The sequence below is a fragment of the Paenibacillus alginolyticus DSM 5050 = NBRC 15375 genome (assembly GCF_000422905.1).
GTDB lineage: Bacteria > Bacillota > Bacilli > Paenibacillales > NBRC-103111 > Paenibacillus_E > Paenibacillus_E alginolyticus.
Genome location: NZ_AUGY01000004.1, coordinates 80468 through 104564 on the forward strand (window position 1 = coordinate 80468; position 24097 = coordinate 104564).

Genomic DNA, 24097 nt, shown 5'->3' on the forward strand with positions numbered 1-24097 from the left:
CCTTCTTAAGGATACTCAACTTGCTGAGATCCGCAATCAGAAGATTGGATTTGTTTTTCAGAGTTTTAACCTACTCCCAAGATTAAGTGCCTATGAGAATGTGGAGTTGCCTTTGATTTATCGGGAGATGGGCAAAAAAGAAAGAGACCCACTTGTTTTACATGCATTGAAAGAGGTGGACTTGCTGGATCGCAAGAAGCATTTTCCATCAGAGTTATCCGGTGGGCAGCAGCAGCGGGTTGCTTTGCTAGAACGTTGGCAGGAGATCCTCCGATAATCTTGGCGGATGAACCTACGGGAGCGTTAGATTTGAAGACAGGTGTGGAGATTTTAAACATTTTAAAGAGATTAAATGCACAAGGTCTGCTGAAGTGTTAAGACATATTCATCAAACCAGAATACAACAACAGAGTGCTGCTTAAGAAAATCAACAGCTATTAACGTAAAGGAGCAAGAATCGGCATCCACCCCTTGAGAGGTAGAACGAAGGAATAAGGGCATAGACCCAGCGTGCCATGGGAGGGTAAACCCCAAGGTTGAATGTGGAGATCCACTGTGCGATCATATCCAATTATCCACAGTTTTGGAATCCAAACTATCCTAAGCTCTGTTCCCGCCTACGTCTTTACAGAAAATGATGTAGAGTCTACATTCTCCACTACTACCAAACAAGGTGTCAAAGTTGTAATACTGAGAATAAGCGAGAAAACGGGAGAAAACATTACTTTATAGTGGGAGTTCCGGTTTGTTTATTTTTTGATTATGAAAAATTTCGAAAATGGGCAGACTTGTGAAAATGCACGTATATAGGAGCTGATTATGTTCGCAAAGGAACGGACGATTTTCCTTGCAGACTGCCAATCGTGCTACGCAAGCGTTGAAAAGGCTACTCATCCTGGTTTAGAAAATCTCTCAGTTGTTGTCGCAGGTGATTCTACACGCGCTCAGGTATTATTTTGGCGGCATGCCCAATCGCTAAAAGCTTTGGAGTTAGTACAGATCAGCGGCTTGGTGAAGCGCTCCAATTGTGTCCAAACGCTATCGTAATGCGTCCACACATGCAACGATATATACTGAATGGTATTTTCACACTTCAGACATACAGGCTGAGGTGAACAATACCGAGTTGAAGACTGCACGGTTCAACACTTTTGTTTTAGGAATTCACAATTTGCGAAAAGGGGTTATCTATCCATTCTCTTTACAAATGAATGGTCAACTAGTGTTTTCTTAGGGACGGTGGTTCGATCCCACTGCATTTGCATCAAATTTACTGCATTTATTCCCATCTCTTCTTCGTTTTGACGAATAAAGCTGAACAAAGGTTCTTCAAATAGATCGTCCGGAGAGTCGAAACAAACTATTTCGTATTTCGTGAGTAATCCTAGTTTAATTAATACTTGTCGTAAATGGATAGCTAATAAATATTCACCTACCACGAACGCTGTGATTTGCGGATTTCTCATAATGAAATGAGATATTATTTCACGGTCTTCCATAATGTTGGAGTCCTTGTTCAATTGATTTGGAAGTGTAGCACTTAAATTTGTAATAAAATATTGCTGATCTATCCCAATCCCTCGGTGCAGTAATGCATCTGTGTACCCATGAATTCTTTCTTCAATTGTAGATGTGTTTTCTGGAGGAGTAGAAACAAAAGCAATATGTTTATGGTGTTTATCTAGTAAATAATCTGTAAGTTCTTGCGCTGCTTTTTTATTGTTTGTACATACCGAACAGGCATTAATTCCCTTTAAATAGCGATCGAGTAGGACAAGCGGGAATTCATTTAAGACAAGCTTCAAAAGCTCTCCATTGTAATGCTCTCCGTGAATGGGATAAACAATTAATCCATCAATCCCCATATTTACAAGTGTACGAATCGCGATTTCCTCTTCTTCCCTTAGATCATGGGTTAGTTTTAAAATCATCCGAATACGAAGCTTAGAGCATTGACGTTCAATCGCGCGTAGCAATTTTGTTCCATAGGATTCTGAGAAATCCGGCAAAATAACCGCAATTAAGCGCCAGTCGTCAGAGGTAGGATTTTCCATATCGACCATATCTTCTGTCACTGCTAAGGAATATAGCTCTGGTAAATTACTACTTACATAGGATCCCCTGCCGCGATGCCGTTCAATTAAACCGTCTTTTGCTAAAATTTCCAAAGATTTTTTAGTTGTTATGCGGCTGACGTGGAATCGATCCGCTAGTTCTAGCTCGGTAGGGATACGATCCCCTTCTTTTAGTACTCCGCTTTTTATTTCATGCAATATATGTTGGTAAATTTTTTCGTAGAGTGGGATTGCCATAATAATCATCCTTCATTTATTTAATGATATACCTAATATACTATTTATTTTTTGTGAATGCAAACCAATTGTGCTATTTATATAGTTATGTCCGACATAACATGTATTTAAATTAATATATTGACATAATATTAATATTAATAATATACTATTTATATGAAATGAGTATAGAAAATGTCATACTAACTAACAACGAGGCGAGTGATTACATGTATTCATCTATTCAAAACAGAATTCACATGATTGAGCAGAAGTTTTTATCGACATCTCCTAAATTAGTCAGTATGTTCAAACAATGTTATCCAAACACACTGGAAACAACAGTTGAGCTTTTGGCAGATGAAACGACGTTTATCATTACGGGTGATATTCCAGCTATGTGGCTCAGAGATTCGTCAGCACAGGTAAGACCCTACATTAGTGGATGTGCGGGGGATAAAGATTTACAGCGTCTGATTCGTGGATTGATCCATCGGCAAGCCAATAACATTTTAATTGATCCTTATGCAAACGCCTTCAATAAAGAAGCTGATGGTTCTGGACATCAATCGGACCTGACGCAAATGGGTCCCTTTATTTGGGAGAGAAAGTTTGAATTAGATTCTCTATGCTACCCAGTCCAGCTTTGTAAGGAATATTGGGATGCTACACAAGACACGGAGCTTTTTAACGATTCTCTGCATCAGGCCTTGCGAATCATTGTGGATACGATGCGAATTGAACAGAATCATGATCATTATTCTTCCTATACATTTGAACGAAGTGAAGAACTTTGTGTACTGCCTTCGGATACGATTCCCAATAGAGGAAAGGGGACTCGAACGAATTATACGGGTATGGTATGGTCGGGTTTTAGACCAAGTGATGATGCTTGCAAGTTCGGTTTCTTAATTCCCTCCAATATGTTTGCAGTAGTCATTCTAGGTCACATTATTGAGTTTGCAGAAAATGCGTTTCAGGATCATGCTCTTGCTGTCACTGCTCATGACCTTAGGGCAGAAATTGAGTTCGGTATTCAAACCTATGGAGTGTACCAACATCTCAAGCATGGCCCAATCTACGCTTATGAAACAGATGGTTTTGGAAATTACAATTTAATGGATGATGCAAATGTCCCAAGCTTACTATCCATCCCCTACTTGGGTTATCGTTCGATGGATGATGCCATTTATCAAAATACACGTGCCTTTGTTCTGAGTAAAGATAATCCCTATTATTATGAAGGCATGTATGCGAAAGGAATCGGTAGCCCTCATACGCCACACGGGTACGTTTGGCATATTGGCTTAATTATGCAAGGGCTTACATCGAGGGATAACAAGGAGCAGGATGCGATTATTCAAATGCTGCTTCATACTAACGCGGAAACAGGATTTATGCATGAAAGCTTTCATCCGGATCGTCCTGAGCAATATACGCGAAGTTGGTTTGCGTGGGCGAATAGCTTATTCGGGGAATTTGTATGGAAATGGGCTGAACAAAGGGACTTGATAAAGGAGGTACATAATTGAACACAATAGTGAAAAAAAGGAAAATAAAAGCCTTGATCATCGGTTATTTATTCATTTTACCTTCTATTATTGGCTTTAGTGTGTTTGTTGCCTATCCATTAATTACCTCATTTTATTATGCTTTAACAGAGTGGGATGGTTTTGGTAAACCGAAATTTGTCGGATTTGAAAATTACAAATATATGTTTACGGTGGATCCTTCTTTCTGGACTTCCATCAAAGTAACTTTTTACTTTGTAATTCTAAGCGTTCCTGCTTCATTAGCACTGGGTCTACTTTTAGCATTGTTATTAAACAAAAATCTTCCGGGTATTAAGTATTTTCGCACTTTTTATTATTTACCCACCGTCTTACCAATAATTGCATCACTTACCCTATGGAAGTTTATTTATCAACCCCAATATGGTCTTGCTAATCAATTTTTAAATTTGCTCGGGCTCCCTCAGGGAACGTGGTTGACGGATGAAAAATCAGCTTTGATTTCAGTTATTATTAATGGCTTATGGCAGGTTGGAGGCACTATGATTATCTTTTTAAGCGGTCTCCAATCTGTCCCACAAGACTTTTATGAAGCTGCACAAGTGGACGGGTCCTCAGAGTGGACCAGTTTTTTAAAGATCACCATCCCGATGATTACTCCCATTCTTTTTCTTCAACTCATCTTAGGCATTATTGGAGCTTTCCAAGGGTTTACTCAGGTTCTCGTATTAACGAATGGAGGACCCAATTTTTCTACAATGCTTCTTAATTTTAAAATATTTCAGGACGCCTTCAATGGCAAGATGTTTGGCTATGCGATTTCTGAAGTAAGTATCCTGTTTGCCATCATCATGATATTTACAGTGGTTACTTATAAATTTTCCAATCGATTTGTATATTACGAAAATGACAATAGGTAAGAGGTGAGGTAGTATGAGAAATTCTGGATTTCAAATGTTTCGATTTATTATTCTATTAGTTGGATCAATCTCGATGTTATATCCCTTATTTTGGATGATCATTATAGCTTTAAAGGGAAACGATGATGTATTCAGTCTTCCACCAGATTGGTATCCTAAAGAATTCAACTGGGAAAACTTCATAATTGGAACTGCACAAATTCATTTTTGGAAAGCGTTTTCAAACTCAATGATAATTGCAGTAATTTGTACAATCGGACAAATCACCAGCTCTATTCTTGTGGGGTATGGTCTGGGTCGTTTGAGATTCCCTGGACGTAAAATGTGGTTTTCTTTATTTATTGGAAGTCTGATGTTACCAGGTTTTATTGGTTTGATACCGCTATTTCACTTATACACATCACTGGGTTGGTATAACACTTGGCTTCCTATTATCGTTCCTGCATATTTTGGAAATGCGTCCTTTACATTTTTGTTTATCCAATTTTCAAGTACCATTCCAAAATCCTTTGATGAAGCCGCGAAAATTGATGGTGCGAATGATCTTCGTCTACTATGGAGTGTTATTGTGCCGATGTCTATGCCAATTATTATTACTATGATGATCTTTTCCTTTCAGGGCTCTTGGAACCAGTATCTTGAACCCGTTATATATTTGGTAGATCAAGCAAAATGGCCATTAGCAGTTTCCATGGCTTCTTACGCATCCACGTGGACAACGCAATGGAATTATTTTATGGCTGCTGATCTTCTTTATATGCTTCCTATGTTGATTATCTTTTTTGTAGGCCAAAAGTATTTCATGCAGGGGCTTGGATCGGTCAATTCCGCCGGTTTGAAATAATCTCGACTCATTGAGAGGGGGGATGAAAACCAATGTGTTTGGGTTGTGATATTTTCTTGAAGTAAGAGTGTTTTTATAAAAATTGGGAGGTAATACAAAAATGAAGAAAATACAGGCAAGTGTAAGTTTATTATCAACAGTCGTTCTGGTAAGTATATTCGCTTTGTCAGCTTGCAGTTCTACAGATAATACGCCAACTTCAAGCGCTTTAGCCTCAGCTAATACTAAAGCTTCTCCTTCGGCTGCTATTAAGGAACCTACAAAAGCGATTGAAGTCACTATCATGACTTGGGAATCACCATCCATGAATGACAAGATTATGGCATCTATGAAAAAATTCGAAGCAGCAAATCCAGGGATAACTGTGAAATTGATCCCAGCGCCATTATCCGATTATGGTCTTAAAATCAATCAAATGATCGCAGCCAATCAGGGTCCCGATATATTCATGACTGGTAATGATATGGTTATTGCAAACGGTGCGGAAGGAAGATTGTATGACTGGAGCGCCAAGGCAGCTGGAGATAAAGAATTCATGGATAGCTTTTATAATGGTGTATTAGACGCTTGGAAACAAGATGGCGGCAAATTATATGGGTTACCGGGTCTATTAAATACGTATGGTTATTTCTATAACAAGAAACTCTTCAAGGATGCGGGATTAACCGAGCCCAAAGCTGGTTGGACTTATGATGAAATGTTTGCAGATGCACTTAAGCTTACTTCTAAAAAGGGAGGCGTGCAGCAATACGGATTGTACGCAACAGTGGATCCGTTCAAATTATCCTTATATTCTGTTTCTGCCGGCGGCGCGCCATTTGCAGATGGAATTGTGAAACCTACGAAGGTCGAAATCAGTCCACAGTTTATTGAAGGTTTAGAGAAATATAAAGTTGCAATCGCTAATGGTTCGATGATCCCGCCAACCTTTGATCAAACCAACGTCATGAGCAATTTTAAAGCAGGTACAGTGGCGATGACTCAACAAGGTCAATGGATTGCGGATGATCTGATCAGAACTGCACCTAATTTAGATTGGGGCTTTGTTCCAGGTCCTGTAGTAAGCTCACAAACGGAAATTTATGATGCAGTAGGGTGGAGTAGCCCATCCAATATTAAAAATCCAGATGCTATCTGGAAAGTACTTAAATATATGGATTCGACGATGTATGCAGAAGTGTTGCCGCAAAATCCCGTTGCACCTGCCGCACAAAAGGATGCAGCAAAAGCTTACTTCGACTTTTTGACTTCTTCAAACCATGCTGATGTTGCCAATGGTGTGAATCACATTCTTCAATCAAAAAATGTTCAACCCGTTCGATTCCTAACCACGTGGGCTGGTAAAGCAAATCCATTTATAGATGCTGCATGGAATAATATTTTGACAGGGAAAGCTCCAGTTAGCAGTCTTAACGATATGGTTGACAAAATTACAAAGGTTATTAAATAGTGTAGGCTAATTTTGATACAAAAGGGAGGTAATGTTTATGGGCTTGCGAACAGGTAAAATAATTAAATTCTTAGCGTTAACTTTGGTGTTTTCCTTAAGTTTTACTTCATTGTCTGCCGTTAGAAGCACAAAAGCATATGCACTTGCTTCGTCAAATGAAGATACTGCCAAGAAAGCAATAAATGCAAAGTCAAATGCAGACACGGCCATAGAGGCATTCAACGCAAAATTTTGGGATAGCAATGCAAAGTATTATTGGACGAACTCTAATCACGGCGGTGAGTATCAAGGCTTTTGGGTCGAGGCTGAACTTTGGGAAATGGTCATGGATGCATATGTTCATACATCCAATGCTGAACTGAAAGCAAAGCTTCGAACTCAGATTGATGATATATTTGATGGTACGGTAGCAAAATACGGAACAGACTGGACTAATAATCATTTTAATGATGACATCATGTGGTGGGCGATGGCAAGCGCAAGGGCATACGAAATCACGAAAGAACAAAGATATTTGGATAAGGCAAAGTATTATTTTGACTTTGTATATAATACGCAGTGGGATGACAGCTTTGCAAATGGAGGTATCTGGTGGATGAATAGCGAGCATACCACCAAGAATGCTTGCATCAATTTTCCGGCAGCTGAAGCAGCCGTTTATCTTTATAACATGACTAAAGATAATCACTATCTGGATGCAACTGCTCGTATATATAGATGGGGTAAAACGATGCTTACAGATGGCAATGGAAAAGTTTTTGACCGTATAGAACTTGAAAAAGGTACTGTCCCGGATGCAACGCATTACAATCAGGGTACTTTCATTGGCGCTGCAGTAGGACTGTACAAAATAACCGGAAATACCGTATATCTTGATGATGCGGTGAAAGCAGCGAAATTTACCCAAACTCATTTGGTAGATGTAAATCATTTGTTGAATTATGAAGGACCAAATGGGGACTTAAAGGGTGGGAAAACAATTTTAGTTCGCAATTTGGCTTATCTTCAAAAGACATTAAACGGCAAGGACGGAAAAACCTACAAGCCGTTTAGCAAAGACTTTAATTACTGGCTTGCTTTCAATACTCAAATGGCCTGGAATCATAGAAATGCAGATCATATTGTGGATGGAAATTGGGCAGGTCAACTGCTTTCCGGAACTTATGAATCCTGGTCATCAGCCGCTGCTGTTGAAGCCTTAGCTGTTTTATCACAGGACGAATCCAAGGATGTTGTTTTAAACTTTGCAGCTAAAAATCCTTTCAATAAAATAGAAGCAGAAAGCTATAATATCGGTACTGGATTTATTATGGAAGGCAGTATAGAAGGAACGCTGCAATTGGGTGGAATTCAGCCTGGACACTATGCAGCATATAAAAATGTAGATTTTGGATCCACTGGTGCAGCAGGGTTTATTGCTAGAGCAGCAAGCGGAACAGGCGGGGGGAACATAGAAGTCAGATTGGATTCATTAAATGGTGCAAAAGTCGGTACCTTAAACGTAACAGGAACGGGCGGTTGGAATAACTATTCAGATGCTGTTACAGTTCTTAAGGATGATCAGGGAAATCCGAGCACTGTTACAGGAATCCATGATCTATATCTCGTCTTCACCAAAACGCAAGATCAATATTTATTTAATTTAAATTGGTTTAAATTCACCACAACGGATCCAACCAAAACAGATGCATATACAAGGCTGAAAGCCGGTAATTATGATAGCAGTTCAGGTCTTAGTAAAAATGCGGACTGGGGATTTGTAGACGGCATTAAAAATAACGCTTACGCATCCTACAAAGGAATTGACTTTGGAACAGGTGCTGCAGGAGTTACTGCTCACGTAACAAGCGGCAATCAAGGCGGCACGATTGAAGTGAAGTTAGACAGTTTGGACGGTCCAACCGCAGGTGTTATTGAAATTCCGGCATTAGGTAGTTGGGATAACTGGGTTGACATTATGGCGACTATAGATGATACCAAAGCAGTAGGTGTTCATGATGTTTATCTGGTGTTTCATGGAACAAATGGAAGTGACTCACCCTGCAATTTGGATTGGTTCTCTTTTACAACAGTAAAGGGCAAAGCAAGAGATGCGTATGGAAAATTAGAGGCTGAAAACTATACCAGTGGTGTAGGCTTCGGTAGCGAAAATGGTGGAGGTCAAACGTACTTAGCTGGAATATACGGTCCCAATAACCCTTATGCGATGTACAACTATATAGACTTTGGAAGTATAAGCCCATCTAAATTCTATGTCAATGCTGCAAGCGACACAAGCGGAGGAACTATAGAGGTAAGATTAGATAGCATGAATGGCCCCGTTGTAGTAACAGATGCCGTGTATGGAACTGGCGGTTGGCAGAATTTCAAGGTGTTCTCGGCGGATGTAACAACTCCTGTAACCGGAAAGCATATCGTATTCATGTTATTTAAAGGAGGAGATTGGCTATATAACTTTGATAAATTCACTTTCGGTGACCCAGCTGTATTTACAGCGCCAACTACACCACCTGTGCCTGTGAAAGACAATGTGCCTCCGGGAGAGGTAGAAAATGTTCTGGTGATTAAAGGAAATGACAAAATGGAATTGTATTGGGATGGTCCATATGATATTGATGGTCAAAAGGTGCAAATCACTCTATTAAACAATGGACAACAGGTTGGAAGCGTAATAGAAGTTAATCGAGGAATACAAACTGCTGTTATATCAGGAATTGAAAAGGATAATAAGCACTATAAAATCTTAATAAAGACAGTAGATACGTCAGGAAATGTATCAAAAGGAATAACTGTAAATAGTAATAAATTCCCTTTTGATAAAAGTGGAAATTCTGAAATAGAGTTGGAAAATTAGGAGATAAGTCGGCAATAAAACCGTTAAAGATAAGCCTAAGCGATTCTGAATACTGCTGCTGAATCGCTAATAAATGACTGGCAGAAAACCAGCTCAAAATAGAATAAATCTTATTATTTAACCTCACAGTTTAAACTGTGAGGTTAAATTCGTCAGACACGATAAGATTGAACCAGAAATAGAAAGTTTGCCATCTACAAGTCGGTAACGACCATCTATATAATGGACAACAAACACATGGCAGAGGTGGGGGATATCTCTCTTAGAGCAAACCGTTCGTCATTCGGCTGTGGAACCACCTTAAGATGCCCTCTGCATGTTGCTTGATCGTCTTGGCCAAATGTAACATGGGCACAAGCTTCGAACGGGTCGCCCAGCCGATCCATTCCCGCAGATAAACATCCGCTAAAATATGCGGAGTCGTCCACAGATCTTGCAGAGCCAGTCTAAGACGGTACGCCCGCCCTGTCTGCAGGTTGCTGTCCCTCAGGCGCAGCAAGGTTTCCTTTTGCTCGGCATTGAGATTGGTTTCGTTCTTTAACCAGATATATTTCGTACGCTTCAGTTCAGGTTCTTGTTTTTGCTCCCCAATTCGCACTACATCCACGCTTCGCCGACTAGCTTCATCACATGGAATTTATCAAACGTAATCTCGTCGTCAGGAAAGTACTTTTCAACACCGCTGATAAAGCAGGCGACATAACGCAGCAAACTTCTTTAATCTGCTTTACAGCGGCGCCTTTTGCGATGATATGCATCTTGAAACGTTCGAGCGTGTCCATCCCTTTGCCTTCGGTGGCAAACAGGACTGTTTTACGATCCACGTCTACGAACAGGGTAATGTAGCGATGTCGGGAGCGGGAGGACTTGTCAGAGAAATAGCACCAAGTTATTTTGCCAATGGAGATTTTACTGGAAGCTTCTTCTATATTGACGTGAATGAAACACCGCTTAAAGTCAAAAATCTATATGCCTCAAAAGCTTATGAGCAGTATGTAAATAAAACAAGAGAATGGTACAAAATAGGCTGCTTGAAGGACAGCTCTTTTTCTTTTTTTTATAACTGCCTCCATTTTGAGCTCATAAAAAGATTATTACTACAGTAAATAGAAATGTGCCCTCATTGTTGGTACCTCTCACTAAAACCTATAATTAACACAGAAGACAAATAGATAGTGTAGGTGAGAGCATATGAAATCCGCTACTCTGAATGAGTCGGTTGTAGAGCGGTCAAGCATCGAATTGAAGAAGAAAGGTTGGAAGAGGTATATCATACAGCACAGGGCTTTTTATATTATGCTGATTCCTGGGCTGCTGTATTTCCTCGTGTTTAAGTATTTGCCTTTAGCGGCGAGCTTCATTGCTTTTCAGGATTACAACATCTTTAAAGGTTTTACAGGTAGTGAATGGGTGGGTTTCAAATGGTTCGAGCAGCTGTTCACGTATGATAAATTCGGACGACTTCTCCGAAATACGCTGTTAATCAGTTTATACCAAATCGTTTTTGCTTTCCCTCTTCCTATCCTTTTGGCAGTCATGTTAAATGAAGTACGCACGATGGCGTTCAAACGAATCACACAAACGGTGCTGTATTTACCTCACTTTTTGTCATGGACCATCGTTTTCGGATTAACGTATATGATGCTTTCCCCGACACAGGGTTTAGTAAACCATATCATTTCCTCGTTTAACGGTGAAACGATCGCGTATCTTCAGAAGCCGGCATACTTCCGTTCTATCATTATCGTATCAGGTATCTGGAAGGAAATGGGCTGGAACGCTATCATTTTCATCGCAGCGCTTGCTGGAATTAACCCGTCGTTATATGAAGCTGCGAAAATGGATGGGGCCAATCGTTGGAAGCAGTTTTTACATATCTCGGTGCCAGGACTGCTACCGGCCATCATGATCCTGTTGATGCTGAAAACCGGACACATCATGGATTCGGGCTTTGAACAAATTTATCAGTTCCTAAATCCGGCTACGTTTGAGACAGGTGATGTGTTGGATACCTACACGTATCGGGCGGGAATCCTGCAAGGTCAATACAGCATTACGACGGCAATCGGATTATTTAAATCCGTCATTGGTTTTCTCTTATTAATCATTGCGAACCGTGTGAGTAAATGGACAACCGGTGAAGGGCTATATTAAAGGGGCGATACGACTATGAAAATCAAACGAACACCGGGTGAAATCGCATTTGATACGGTGAATGCACTACTCTTACTGCTCTTTTGCGCAGCTGTTGCAATCCCGTTAATGAATGTCATTGCGGGCTCACTTAGCTCAAATGAAGCCATTATTCATGCCAAGGTGGCACTTTGGCCAGTAGGCTTTAATCTGCACAACTACGACTTTGTCATCCGCAATGCTGTGTTTTGGAAGTCGTTTGGGGTTACGATTCAAATTGTCGTGATTGGGACAGCGATTAATATGATCCTCACGATCCTCACGTCCTATCCGCTATCCAAAGGATGGCTAGGCGGTCGAAAGGTCATTCTTCTCTTTATCATTTTCACGATGATCTTTCAGGCTCCGATGGTCCCGATGTATATCCTTGTCAAAAGCCTTGGCTTGCTAAATAGTATCTGGTCACTCATTATCCCGGGTGCACTCAGCGCCTTCAATATGATGCTGTGCATCACCTTCATGAGATCCCTTCCGGAAGAGCTATTTGAAGCAGCAAGAGTGGATGGGATGTCTGAATACCGCATCGTTTGGCGCATTGTTGCTCCTTTATCGATGCCGATCAATGTTACGCTCATTTTATTTTATGCTGTGGGGCATTGGAATAACTACCTAGGACCCCTCCTGTATATCACAGATCGCAATCTACAGCCCCTGCAATTGTATCTGTACAAGCTCATTTCGCAATTCGACATGGATTCTGCTGGGGGTCAATCGGTGTTGGAACTCTCAACGTCCATTACGCCTCAAGGGTTGCAAATGGCTACGATTGTGATCGCAACGATCCCGATTATTGTCATTTATCCATTTTTACAAAAGCATTTCATCAAAGGGGCACTCTTGGGTTCGGTTAAGGAATAAGAAAGTTGTTGTCGAATTGGAAACGAGATTCCATTGGGAGGTGGATCAATTTATATCCCAAATTAGACCAGATGATAAGTAAGAAAGAACTATTTTATAATGTAGATAACTAGGGAGGTTTTATTCGATGAAAGTTTCATTTACCAAATTGGTTACGTTAGTATGCGTTGTATGTCTAGCGGGTGCAACAGCAGCCTGCTCCTCAGGTAAGAGCTCCACAACACAAACCTCTACGACGCCTGCTGCTAGTCAAAGCGCGACACCGGCAGCACCGGAGAAGATTAACTTATTCGTCTCGAATAACGCGCAACAGATTCCAGCCGGTAAGTCCATGGATCTGGCGACAGTTAAATATCTCGCACAAAAAACAAATACAGATCTGAATATCACCTTTTTACCTCATGAAAATTACATGGACCAGCTCAAACTGAAGTTTGCTTCTGGGGACATTCCTGACGTTCATATGGTCTGGGGCATTGAGACCTCTGATCTTGTCATCAATGGTTTAGCACTGGATTTGAAGCCGTTAATCGATAAATACGGTCCGAATTTGAAGAAAAACATCCCACAATCAGCATGGGACGCTGTTACTCTTAACGGTAAAATTCTGGCTATTCCACAATTGGCGCAAGGGAATGCACCTGCTGAGCGAGTGATATATGTGCGTAAGGATTGGATGGATAAGCTTGGAATCAAGGAGCCGAAGACGTCTGATGAGTTTTTAGATATGCTGCGTGCTTTCCGGGATAAGGATCCGAACGGGAACGGCAAGAAGGATGAAGTTCCATTTGCTTCCCGCGAGAAATTTGAGTGGGCCGATAATATTTTCGGGATGTATGGGGTCAATCTGGATTCCAACACGCTGTACAATAATGAGGTTATGCCTGGTTATGTGAGTCCGAATATGAAGAAAGCCTTGGGCATGCTCAGAACCATGTACGCCGAGAAGCTGATCGACAATGAATTTCTTACTAATACGCGGGCTATTTGGGATCAAAAAATCAAGTCCGATCTTGTTGGCTCATGGAACCATGTCGTATTTGGGATCTGGGATCCTTGGCAAAAAGAGCTTAGCAAATTGCTCCCTGATAAAAAACCAAACGTAGTCGCAATCACGACACCAAGAGGCGTAGGTTATGATGGTCAATTAGGACGTGTTGAGAGGCCTGTATTAAAAACGTTTGTCGTAAATAAAGACATGAAGCATCCGGAAGCTGTTGTTAAAATGTTCGATTGGCTCGTTTCGGATGAAGGCCAGATGTTTACCGAGCTTGGGATTGAAGGGCAATCCTTCACGAAAGATGGCAGCGCCATTAAGTATAGTGCAGACAAGGACCCTGATGTGAAATGGCGTTCTGCTGTGTTCCAAATGCACGGCTTTAATGAACAAGCACAGAAGGTATTAATCAGTAACGATGAAGCCTACAACAAACTCATTACAACGATTGAAACATCCCGTAAAGAAGGTATTACGAATCCAACCGCAGGGATGCCGCCTTCCGAAACATTGACGAAGAATGCGGATCTTGGCTATAAAGGTTCCTTCCAAGAGGCAGCAGCCAAAATTATTCTGGGCGAAAAACCGCTCGACTACTTTGATGAATACGTAGCTTCCTGGAAAAAGCAAGGTGGAGACAAAGCGATTAAGGAACTAACAGACTGGTACAACGCGAACCGTAAGAAGTAAGTTAGTCGCTAGATTCACGCCCATCTGAAGCAAAGCTTTCTCGCGCTCAGGTGGGCACTCTTTTAGGTTAGTTCGAAGGAAGGATGAGGAAAGTGAAGATGAAAATGGGTAGATTACTCTCTCTCCTGTTGATTGGTGCGTTGCTGATTGTACCGTTCCAATCTCATATCGCTCTAGCGCAAGCGCTGACGGAAGAACAGTTAGGTCAACTGTCTGGCAGTGAAGTGCTCATATCGGATATCAAAAAGCAGGGAGCAGCACTCAATTCAGAGGCGCCGGCTTATGGTACCGTTGAAACGAAAGTGGTTACTGGCCAATCATTTACAGAAGCTTTGCGTTTTGCGACGAATGTAGAGCCATCGGGTACTTATCTTTTGCAATATGTTCTCCCGATTGCGGCACGAATTGAGAAAGATGATGTCATCCTTGCTACCTTCTATGCCAGGACAATTAGCTCGACGGTGGAAACGGCAGAGGGTAAAGCTTCTTTAGTTATGGAAAAAACAGGGACATGGGAAAAGTCGGTTAATGAGACGATAGCGATCCCGTCGGTATGGAAGAAGTTCTTTGTACCAATTAAAGCTGCACTGTTGATGGAAGAGAACACACCGCAAGTTACGTTCCGGCTTGGCTACAAGCCACAGGTTATTGAGATTGCCGATTTAAAAGTCGTTAATTATAAGAAAGCGGTTACAATAGATAATTTACCAAGCACTCCTGTTTACTATGCAGGTATGGAGGAGGATGCGCCTTGGCGAGCGGAAGCCAATCAACGTATTGAGCAAATCCGTAAAGGTGATCTAAAAGTCGAAGTTAAGGATGCGGATGGACATCCGATCCAGGACGCCGATGTGCATGTCAAGATGACGAAGCATGATTTCAAATTTGGTACAGCTGTGAATAGCACAATGATCTTTGGTACCGATCAGAATGCGGCAACTTACCGAACGAAGCTCAAAGAAAATTTCAATTCCGTTGTCATGGAAAATGAAATGAAATGGCCTTGGTGGGAGGCGGATAAAAGTAGAACAGTTAAGTTGTACAACTGGTTAGGCGAAAATAATTTTGACATCCGAGGTCATGCACTGCTCTGGGATGGCTCAACCCGATTGCCGGCAGATATTCCTGATCTCCTGAGCGATAAGACTACATTGGAAAAGAGGATCCAAGATCACTTTCACGAGCTTGCAGGCTTCTTCCGAGGAAGATTGTATAACTGGGACGTGCTGAACGAGCCCGTATTGAACAGCATGATTCGCAGTACCTACGAAGACCAAGGCTCCGTCATGGCGAAGTGGTTCAAGTCAGCCAAAGAAGCTGATCCTTCGGCTAAATTATATGTAAACGAAACGCAGATTCTTGGTGTAGATGCTCCTGTTATCCAGAATTTCTCCAACATATTGCAATCTATGAAAGATCATGGTGCGCCCATTAATGGGATCGGTATCCAGGCGCATTTCGGCAGTACGCCAGTTAGTCCAATGGCCTTCTATGATCAAATTACACATTTTACACAGTATGCCCCAGAAATTGCAATTACTGAGTATGATATGAATACCTCGAGGGAAGATGTGCAAGGGAATTTCACACGAGATATGCTGATGGCTACATTTAGCCATCCGAATGTGAAATCGTTTACGATGTGGGGTTTCTGGGACGGCGCTCACTGGCAGAACAATGCACCTCTGTTCCGTAATGACTGGTCCTTGAAGCCTTCTGGGGAGCAGTGGCACAAGCTGATCTACGAAACATGGTGGACGGATGTTACGGGTAAGACAGATGCATCTGGACAGTACGGCACACGTGGTTTTTATGGTGATTATGATATCACAGTAACTCGGAATGGCAACAGTCAGATGGTGAAGACATCCTTACTACAAGGGAAAGATAATAAAGTTTCTATCGTCTGGGGAGAGCCGTCGCAGGGCGGTGGGAATCCTAGCTTTTTTCCGCTGCCGATTCCAACGCAGACTGCGGACATTACCGCGCCAGTATGGCCATATGGCAGTACCTTTGGAGTTTCAGAGGCCTCGCCTACTTCAGTCACTTTAAACTGGCCTCATGCACAAGATAACCAGAAGGTTGATGGGTATCTCATTTATAAGGACGGCGATCTGCTAACGCAGACAACAGCGAATGTCACGAGCTATGACGTTACGGGATTAATACCAGGTCGATCCTATACACTACATGTTGAGGCTTTGGACCAAGCGGGCAATCGTTCGCTTCCTAGTTCAGACATACAAGCAACGGCAACGTCAGGAACGGACCAGGCTCGTCCTGGTTGGACGAAGGGCTCTTATATTAACGTCGCTGATTTGGGCCAAACGGGAGCCTCACTTTCTTGGCCTTCCGGCGTCGATAATGACGGAGCAGCGGGCTACCGAATTTATGTGAATGGGCAAATTGCTGGTGATACGATTATCCCCAATTTCACGTTGACAGGTTTAATTGAGAATAGTCAGTATACCGTTCGTGTTGAGGCGAAAGATGGAGAGGGGAATTTATCCGCAGGAGGCCCAATTGTTACTTTCAGGACACTTGGTGTGGCAGATACAACGCCTCCAGCTTGGGCATCATCTTCCCTGCTCAATGAGACGGATACGACTGCGAACAGCGTGAAGTTAGATTGGAGCGCTGCACAGGATGCGCATGGAGTGACTGCCTATCGTGTGTTTCAAGGCAATCAGGAGCTGGTGACATTGCCAGCCACAACGAAAGACTTCCTTGTGAATGGATTATCACCAAACACAAGCTTTACCTTTAAGGTTGAAGCTGGAGACGGCAGCAATAATTGGTCACAGTCAGGGCCAACTATAACGTTGAAAACGAACATAGGCCCAGATGCATCAGCACCGCAGTGGCCAGTGGTCAGGATGCTGACGTATAGTGCTTTAACCGATCATTTGGTCACCTTAAATTGGACGCCAGCTAAGGATAACATCGGTGTTTCAGGTTATAGGGTATATCAAAATAATACGGTTATTGCGGATGTGTATGGGGATGTGCAGAGCTATGCGGTAACTAATCTGGCTGCTGGCCAGCCCTATACGTTCCGTGTCGAAGCCCGTGATGCAGCTGGGAATTGGACTTCAAATGGGCCGGTAGTTACTGCAACCACCGTACCTGGAGTCACAAGAACACAGCAAGAACTGTATCCAAGTGATGATGCCTTTATCCAAGCTCCGGCAACACTTGGAGGGGCAGGTACGACGAATAATATCGCTTATCTTAGATACAAGAATGCGGCAGGTGTGACACCGAGTGATACCAACAAAAACACGGGAAATAACAGAAGAGCTTATTTGAAATTTCCTTTAACCACGGTTACGGGGAATGTGTATGATGCGTCTCTAAATCTCTATGTATTTGCCGTTCAAACACCAAATAAAGATATTAATATGGATCTATATCAGACGGGTGATAACTGGTCAGAGTCAGGATCGACATCAGTGAATTGGCTGAACAAACCTGTCGATGGGTCCAAAATAGCCTCTACCATCATAAGAAATGCGGGCTATTGGAAGAAATTCACGGTCACGGATCAGGTCTCAACGGAAGTAAATGGAGACAGAACGATCTCCTTCAAGCTTCAGGACGATGCCTGGCTAGATCAGAATGTCGATATTCATTCGAAAGAGGCTACCGGAGCTAATGTTATTTATAGGCCGTACTTATCTGTCGGGACTGAACAATTGCCAATCGATACTACACCGCCGTCATGGACCAGCAGCACACTGAATATGTCTCATGTACAACCGCAGGCAGTAACCCTAACCTGGTCGAGTGCACAAGATCAGAGGGGAATTAATGGCTATACCGTCTATCAAAATGGAACAGCTATCGCTACAGTAGGTTCCGATGTATACAGCTATGCAGTAACTGACTTAATGCCATTGACAGCCTATACGTTCAAGGTCGAAGCGCGGGATGCAGGCTTGGTATCGTCTACGGGACCAACAGTCAGTTTAACGACACCGAGCGCTGATATCCTTGCACCAACCTGGTCGCCAACTGCCTCATTAACGGCGCAGGATTTATCTCGCTTTGCGGTCACTTTACAGTGGCAAGCGGCAACAGATCAATACGGTGTGGCAGCGTACGATATTTATAATGGGAATACGGTTATGGCTTCCGTGTATGGCAATCTCCTTTCCTATCACGCAACTGGACTTACTGCCGGAACGGAATATGATTACCATGTAACGGCGCGTGATGCAGCCGGTAATCTAACTGCTGGACCTACCCTGCATGTAAAGACACTCGCACCGGATTCAACGAAACCTAACTGGAGCGGGGGAAGCCTACTTACAGCATCTGTAGTCACCTCAACTGGTTACGAATTAAATTGGCCAACCGCCGCAGACGAAACGGGTATTCATCACTATCTCATTAAGCAGGATGATTCAGTAGTTGCTGAGGTTTCTAAGGATGTAAGAAGCTACTATGTGAATGGAATGAACGAGGATACGAGGTATCCACTCCAAGTTGTCGCTGTGGACGATGCGGGTAATCGTTCACAACCCCTTGAGCTTGCTGTGCGCACGCTGAAAGAAGACACCATTACGCCACAATGGCCAACAGGGTCCCGTATCACTGCAACACCTGAGTCAGATCGAGAAATCCTTACTTGGGACGCAGCGCAAGATAATGTGGCGATTAAGCAATATGTCCTCTATCGCGACGGTGTTCAAGCGGCTGTCGTAGATGGAAGCCTCACAAGTTACACCATCTTGGGAACCCCCGGCGCTACTGGAATTTATAAAGTAGAAGCGCAGGATCTTGTGGGCAATGCGACTGTTTTTGGTCCAAGTACAAATGATCCAATAATCCCAGTTCCAAGTGATACAACCCCGCCTGGATGGCCTTCAGGTAGCAAGCTAAACCAAGGCGCAGTCTCAACAACATCGATACAGCTCTCATGGAGCGAAGCGATTGACCGCATGGGTGTGACACAATATAAGCTGCTGAAGAGTGGAATTGTGGTAGCTACAACATCGAGAACATCTTGGTTGGTCAACGGTTTGACCCCGGATACGGCATATGACTTCAAGGTAGAAGCGGCAGATGAGGCAAACAACTGGTCTAACACGGGTCCGAGCATAATGGTCAGAACGTTAACTGCTCCATCACCAGTTGTTGATCCACCTGTAACAACGCTACCTGATCCGAAACAGCCAATCATCGATGTAAACAACGGAGAAGCGCGAATTACGATCCCTTCACAAGGCTTGACGGCTCAAGCTGGCAAAGTAAGTGCAGTACTAGATAAAGCAACACTAGACGCGGCCTTCAAGAAAGTTGAGGGGCAAGCAACAGGAACTCAGAACGTGTCTATTCAGCTGTCCCCTGTTGCGGGTACCCAATCTTATACGCTGCAGATTCCTACGGACTATCTGACAAAGCAAGATGGGCTGCATGGTTTGGAGGTTTCGACGGAATTAGGTGCGTTATTCCTTCCGAGCAACCTATTTGCCAATAACGCAGAGGCTACCGGGCATGCGAACATTAGGGTAAATATCTCGTTAACGGAACTTCCGAAGCAAACGAATGTTGGCGGCAAGACAAAGAGTGTTGTAGATATACATTTCGAAGTAGCTGGACAACCGCTGAAATTTGAGAGCAAGGATATTCACGTTCAAGTTCGTCTTCCTAATGTACTCACAACAGAAGAAAGAAACCATATGGAGTTTCTGAATGTCTGGTACGTGAACGCACAGGGAGAAGCTAAGCTAGTACCAACAGGTCACTATGATCCTTCTTCTGGCGACATGCAATTCCGTACGAACCATTTCAGTACGTATGCTGTTTCTTATGGAAAGCCTACATTCGAGGACTTGACTTCCACGCCGTGGGCACAGAAATCCATCGAAGCACTTGCTTCTAAAGGCATCATACAAGGTGTGAGTGATCGAGCGTTCAACCCGACCGCTACAATCACCCGAGCAGATTTCACGAAATTGCTGGTCGAAACCTTTGGTTTACAAGCGACGGCCGAGACCCATTTCGAAGACGTTCAGAAGGGTGCGTACTATGAACGAGCGGTTGGTATCGCGAATAAACTCGGTATCATCAATGGATTAGACGATCACAACTTTAACCCGCAGGATGCTATCACGCGCCAAGACATGTTCGTAATGATTGCGAGAACTTTGGCTCAAGTGAACAAGCCACTGCCAACGGTGAATAACACAAGTAAAGTACCTTTTGTGGACGGAGCCGATATCGCATCTTATGCGGTCCAGGACATTAACGCCCTCGTCCAAAAAGGTTTGGTAGAAGGCAACGCCGGCAAAGTGAATCCTTTGGGGAATACGACCAGAGCCGAAACTTCCGTTATGTTGTACAGATTATTCCAATATTTGTACCAATAGCCTATATGCTAAGAACCGTGCCTATCCGTAGGCGCGTTTTTTGCCGTATTTTATATAAAAACGTACGATACCTGCAGTGAATCAAACGCTTACCTCATTGATCATGAGCGCAATTAGGTCTATTATTTAAATACTAGACTTTAATTCCGTAGGCTGATTAAATGAAGGATAGACACATCTGCGTTGTTACAGGAGGAAGGACGACTTGTTCAACTATATGGTCAAGAGCGTAAAGCGTTCTCTAAAATGGAAGCTTATATCTATCATCGTGACGATTCTGATTTTTACAGTGTCTACGATTGGTATTTCGAGCTATATCCAGACGAAGAGTTCCGTTCGGAAGGATATTGACCATCTCAGTATGCAGGTATTGAAGCAAGCGAACATGAACCTCAACCGTTATTATTCGGAATACGAGTTGGCCTTTCTTATGCTAAGCAATAGCCTAGAGGTCCGGGATTGGATGCGTGTTTCGTCACCTACCGTTTCCTCTGAGCTCATTCGAAATTACGAAAGAATCAAGGACAATTATTTGAATCGCTTATTTTTGCAATATCCAGAGATATTATCGGCTACTTTGTATAATCCAAGTGGGTATGAGCAGCATTTTGTTAATACATATGCCCTTCCCTTAAACTATTCCATTAAAAATGAACCATACTTCTCGCAAAGCGGAAACTTTGAGAAGATTAAATTTATTACAGGCATTTCAGAAAATTATATGGATGCTGCGAATCAGAAAATAAAGATCCCAGTCCTCACCTTGTTCAAGCAGAGTAATAATGGCTATCTCAAAATCGATATCTCATTGACCCCTTCCCAGAAGGTTATGGATCAAATTAATATAGCTAATTCGGGCGTTGCAGTCGTTATGGACCAGTCAGGTACGGTTATTCACCATTCTCATGCGCAAGAGGTCATGGGTCATATGGATGACCATATTGTACAAGCGGTTAAGGACCAACAGGAGGGTTCAGTTTTCGACAAGACGGGGAAAGAACTGATTATTTTCCAAACGATCCAGATGACCGGCTGGAAGATAGTTGCTATCTTACCGTATCAGGAAATAGCCAAAAGCATTAACTACACCCGTAACATGACGATTATTATTGCGATTTCTGCCTTAATTATTTCGGTTTTGCTCACTTATTTTGCAGCCTCCTCCATCACGGGGCGAATTCTAGGCTTGCGTAAAATGATGAAAGCAATGCAGCTGACGAGTTCCTTCCATTTGCGGGCCGAGGTGGAGGGGATTGATGAAGTAGCTGATTTAAGCATCTCTTTTAATAATTTGCTCGGTCATTTGGAGCAATCCATCCATGATCACGCGGAGACGCGGGTTCTACAGCATCGCGCTGTGATATCTGCGCTTCAATCGCAAATTAACTCGCATTTTTTATATAACACGCTCGAAACGATTAACTCTATGGCTGTCATTTCCAAGCAATCGCATATTGGTCATGTCGCAGTCAACCTATCTAATATGCTACGGTACACGTCGGATTTCAAAAATATGCAGGTCATCCTGAAAGAAGAGATCAAGCACTTGGAAAATTATTTGACGATCATGAAAGTCAGATTCAAAGATGAAGTTACTTATAGCATTGAGGTGCCCGAGGAGCTTTTACATGCGGTATGCACGAAAGCTCTCTTGCAGCCCTTGGTGGAAAACAGCATTAAACATGGCAGGGAAACGACAGGGGAATCCGTACATATTCGCGTAAGCGGGGAAGTTGTGGAAGGAGATAAGCTTCTCCTGACGGTTACGGATAATGGACCTGGCTTCACAGCGGAAACGCTTGTCAGATTAACGCAGGAGCAAGCGGACTCGCATGCCCATCAGTATCGGCACAATCAAGTTGGGTTGTCCAATCTGATCTACCGTTTGCATATGTTTTATTCGGGGGAAGCTAAGATCACCTTCTTTAATGATCCCGTTTCAGGTGGAGCAGTTGTTGAAGTCTTTTTACCATTACAAGATAGTTTGGATAAATAGAAAGGGGATCGCAGACAGATGAATAGACTTATGATCGTAGATGATGAGGATTTAATTCGAGAGAGTCTTGCTATTCAAGTATCTGAAATGGATGCGATCACGGTATCGGCGACTCTTCCCAATGGTCGGAAAGCGCTGGATTGGCTCAAGGATCATTATGCGGATATTTGCATGACAGATGTTCGGATGCCCCTGGTTGACGGCTTGCAATTAATGAAAGAGATCAATGAGCTCTATCCGTGGATGATCTGTATTGTGATTTCAAGCTATGATGATTTTCATTATGCCAAAAAAAGTATAGAACTGGGTGCCATTGATTATGTGCTGAAGCCGATGGATAGCACTCTTCTTCAGGAGGCTGTGCAAAAGGCTTGCAGCAGAATTCGCAGTTCTCGCCGCAATGAGGCTAATCAGCTTTTGCTGCACAAGCTGCCCGTGTATAAGCCAATGCTGGACCGCTGGTTGGAGATGGTATTGTCCGTTTATTTGCATGGTCAGCCGCTGTTAATCGTAGATACACTAGCGATGCTGGAAATGTGGGTTGCCGGTCGCTATGAAATTCTAAACGAGCTGTCTATGGCGTGGACTTCGCTTGTCATCGAAGAGCTAAAGAAGCAGGACATCCACGTGAACTACGAGGAAGGTGAGGACTTCGAGCTTGGCGAGCATAGTCTGAAGTACTCCGATGTACGGCAGTATTTCCGTTTATGTGCGGTAAGGCGGCTGGAGCAGGCAGCGAATATCCTGATGGATCGCGCACGAAAGGCGAAGAACCTTCAGAAGGAGAGCGTTGTCGACCAAGTCAAACGGTATATCGAGGTGCATTACGCGGAGAGCTGGGGGCTGCAGGAGTTAGCGGACCACGTAGCGATGAGCCGTTCGTATTTAGCGAAGCTTTTTAAAGAGCAGGCAGGGATGACGATCTGGACGTATTGCGTCAACGTTAGAATGCGAAAAGCAAGGGACTTACTGCTCACTTCTTCTTTGAAAAGCTACGAAATTGCCCTTCAGGTCGGGTATGAGAACAGCATTCATTTCTCGCGTATTTTCAAACAGTATCATGGCTTGAACCCTATGGAGTATAAGGATCGGTTTGGAGGTAATTAAGGCACGGTGGGG

The 24097-nt window shown here is 42.9% G+C and carries 13 protein-coding genes and 3 pseudogenes; 14 read left to right on the plus strand and 2 right to left on the minus strand.

Translation table 11 applies throughout. The features are described from left to right. Positions 1-4 precede the first annotated feature (4 nt). Both G519_RS48655 and G519_RS0102390 read left to right on the plus strand, forming a co-directional pair. Positions 5-363, plus strand: a pseudogene (locus G519_RS48655) (ABC transporter ATP-binding protein); the annotation flags it as partial. A gap of 456 nt (positions 364-819) precedes the next feature. Continuing rightward, a pseudogene (locus tag G519_RS0102390) lies at positions 820-1073 on the plus strand (Y-family DNA polymerase); the annotation flags it as partial. A 111-nt stretch (positions 1074-1184) separates the two neighbouring features. On the opposite strand, the gene G519_RS0102395 reads toward G519_RS0102390, so the two are convergent. Continuing rightward, on the minus strand, positions 1185-2312 hold the full coding sequence (locus tag G519_RS0102395) for a GntR family transcriptional regulator (protein ID WP_029193312.1): 1128 nt from the start codon (positions 2310-2312) through the stop codon (positions 1185-1187). Between the two features lie 209 nt (positions 2313-2521). On the opposite strand from G519_RS0102395, the gene G519_RS0102400 reads away from it, so the two are divergent. The 5 genes from G519_RS0102400 (at position 2522) to G519_RS41445 (ending at position 9870) form a co-directional block, all read left to right on the plus strand. Next, positions 2522-3823, plus strand: coding sequence for a glycoside hydrolase family 125 protein (locus G519_RS0102400; RefSeq protein ID WP_029193313.1), 1302 nt, complete (start codon positions 2522-2524; stop codon positions 3821-3823). Continuing rightward, positions 3820-4722, plus strand: coding sequence for a carbohydrate ABC transporter permease (locus G519_RS0102405; RefSeq protein WP_029193314.1), 903 nt, complete (start codon positions 3820-3822; stop codon positions 4720-4722). Before G519_RS0102400 ends, G519_RS0102405 begins: the two co-directional genes overlap by 4 nt. Before the next feature lie 13 nt (positions 4723-4735). After that, a complete protein-coding gene (locus G519_RS41440) occupies positions 4736-5566 on the plus strand; it encodes a carbohydrate ABC transporter permease (RefSeq protein ID WP_064743387.1) in 831 nt (276 codons plus the stop codon). Positions 5567-5666: 100 nt separating this feature from the next. Beyond that, positions 5667-7016, plus strand: coding sequence for an ABC transporter substrate-binding protein (locus tag G519_RS0102415; protein ID WP_051253013.1), 1350 nt, complete (start codon positions 5667-5669; stop codon positions 7014-7016). Positions 7017-7053: 37 nt separating this feature from the next. Beyond that, entirely contained in the window at positions 7054-9870 is a 2817-nt protein-coding gene (locus tag G519_RS41445; protein WP_051253014.1) for a carbohydrate-binding protein, read from the plus strand. Positions 9871-10132: 262 nt separating this feature from the next. On the opposite strand, the pseudogene G519_RS53425 reads toward G519_RS41445, so the two are convergent. Beyond that, positions 10133-10694: pseudogene (locus G519_RS53425) on the minus strand (transposase). A gap of 24 nt (positions 10695-10718) precedes the next feature. Between G519_RS53425 and G519_RS49855 the strand changes: the two are divergent. The 7 genes from G519_RS49855 (at position 10719) to G519_RS0102470 (ending at position 24085) form a co-directional block, all read left to right on the plus strand. Beyond that, entirely contained in the window at positions 10719-10976 is a 258-nt protein-coding gene (locus G519_RS49855) for a hypothetical protein (protein ID WP_029193317.1), read from the plus strand. A gap of 85 nt (positions 10977-11061) precedes the next feature. Beyond that, on the plus strand, positions 11062-12024 hold the full coding sequence (locus G519_RS0102440; RefSeq protein WP_029193318.1) for an ABC transporter permease: 963 nt from the start codon (positions 11062-11064) through the stop codon (positions 12022-12024). A gap of 15 nt (positions 12025-12039) precedes the next feature. Then, complete coding sequence (locus G519_RS0102445) at positions 12040-12921, plus strand: carbohydrate ABC transporter permease (protein WP_029193319.1); 882 nt, start codon at positions 12040-12042, stop codon at positions 12919-12921. Positions 12922-13048: 127 nt separating this feature from the next. Then, positions 13049-14608, plus strand: coding sequence for an extracellular solute-binding protein (locus tag G519_RS0102450; protein WP_029193320.1), 1560 nt, complete (start codon positions 13049-13051; stop codon positions 14606-14608). Positions 14609-14706: 98 nt separating this feature from the next. Then, on the plus strand, positions 14707-20982 hold the full coding sequence (locus tag G519_RS0102460) for a fibronectin type III domain-containing protein (protein ID WP_051253015.1): 6276 nt from the start codon (positions 14707-14709) through the stop codon (positions 20980-20982). A 205-nt stretch (positions 20983-21187) separates the two neighbouring features. Beyond that, positions 21188-22978, plus strand: a complete 1791-nt coding sequence (locus G519_RS0102465) for a sensor histidine kinase (protein ID WP_029193322.1) — start codon at positions 21188-21190, stop codon at positions 22976-22978. An 18-nt stretch (positions 22979-22996) separates the two neighbouring features. Further along, positions 22997-24085 carry a response regulator transcription factor gene (locus G519_RS0102470; RefSeq protein ID WP_029193323.1) on the plus strand — a complete coding sequence of 363 codons (1089 nt, stop codon included), beginning with the start codon at positions 22997-22999 and terminating at the stop codon, positions 24083-24085. Positions 24086-24097 lie beyond the last annotated feature (12 nt).

Excerpts from the sequence above, each read along its gene's own strand:
- G519_RS0102395 (WP_029193312.1), bottom strand. The coding sequence starts at position 2,312 with ATGGCAATCCCACTCTACGAAAAAATTTACCAACATATATTGCATGAA.
- G519_RS0102400 (WP_029193313.1), top strand. The coding sequence starts at position 2,522 with ATGTATTCATCTATTCAAAACAGAATTCACATGATTGAGCAGAAGTTT.
- G519_RS41440 (WP_064743387.1), top strand. The coding sequence starts at position 4,736 with ATGAGAAATTCTGGATTTCAAATGTTTCGATTTATTATTCTATTAGTT.
- G519_RS0102415 (WP_051253013.1), top strand. The coding sequence starts at position 5,667 with ATGAAGAAAATACAGGCAAGTGTAAGTTTATTATCAACAGTCGTTCTG.
- G519_RS41445 (WP_051253014.1), top strand. The coding sequence starts at position 7,054 with ATGGGCTTGCGAACAGGTAAAATAATTAAATTCTTAGCGTTAACTTTG.
- G519_RS49855 (WP_029193317.1), top strand. The coding sequence starts at position 10,719 with ATGTCGGGAGCGGGAGGACTTGTCAGAGAAATAGCACCAAGTTATTTT.
- G519_RS0102440 (WP_029193318.1), top strand. The coding sequence starts at position 11,062 with ATGAAATCCGCTACTCTGAATGAGTCGGTTGTAGAGCGGTCAAGCATC.
- G519_RS0102445 (WP_029193319.1), top strand. The coding sequence starts at position 12,040 with ATGAAAATCAAACGAACACCGGGTGAAATCGCATTTGATACGGTGAAT.
- G519_RS0102450 (WP_029193320.1), top strand. The coding sequence starts at position 13,049 with ATGAAAGTTTCATTTACCAAATTGGTTACGTTAGTATGCGTTGTATGT.
- G519_RS0102460 (WP_051253015.1), top strand. The coding sequence starts at position 14,707 with ATGAAAATGGGTAGATTACTCTCTCTCCTGTTGATTGGTGCGTTGCTG.
- G519_RS0102470 (WP_029193323.1), top strand. The coding sequence starts at position 22,997 with ATGAATAGACTTATGATCGTAGATGATGAGGATTTAATTCGAGAGAGT.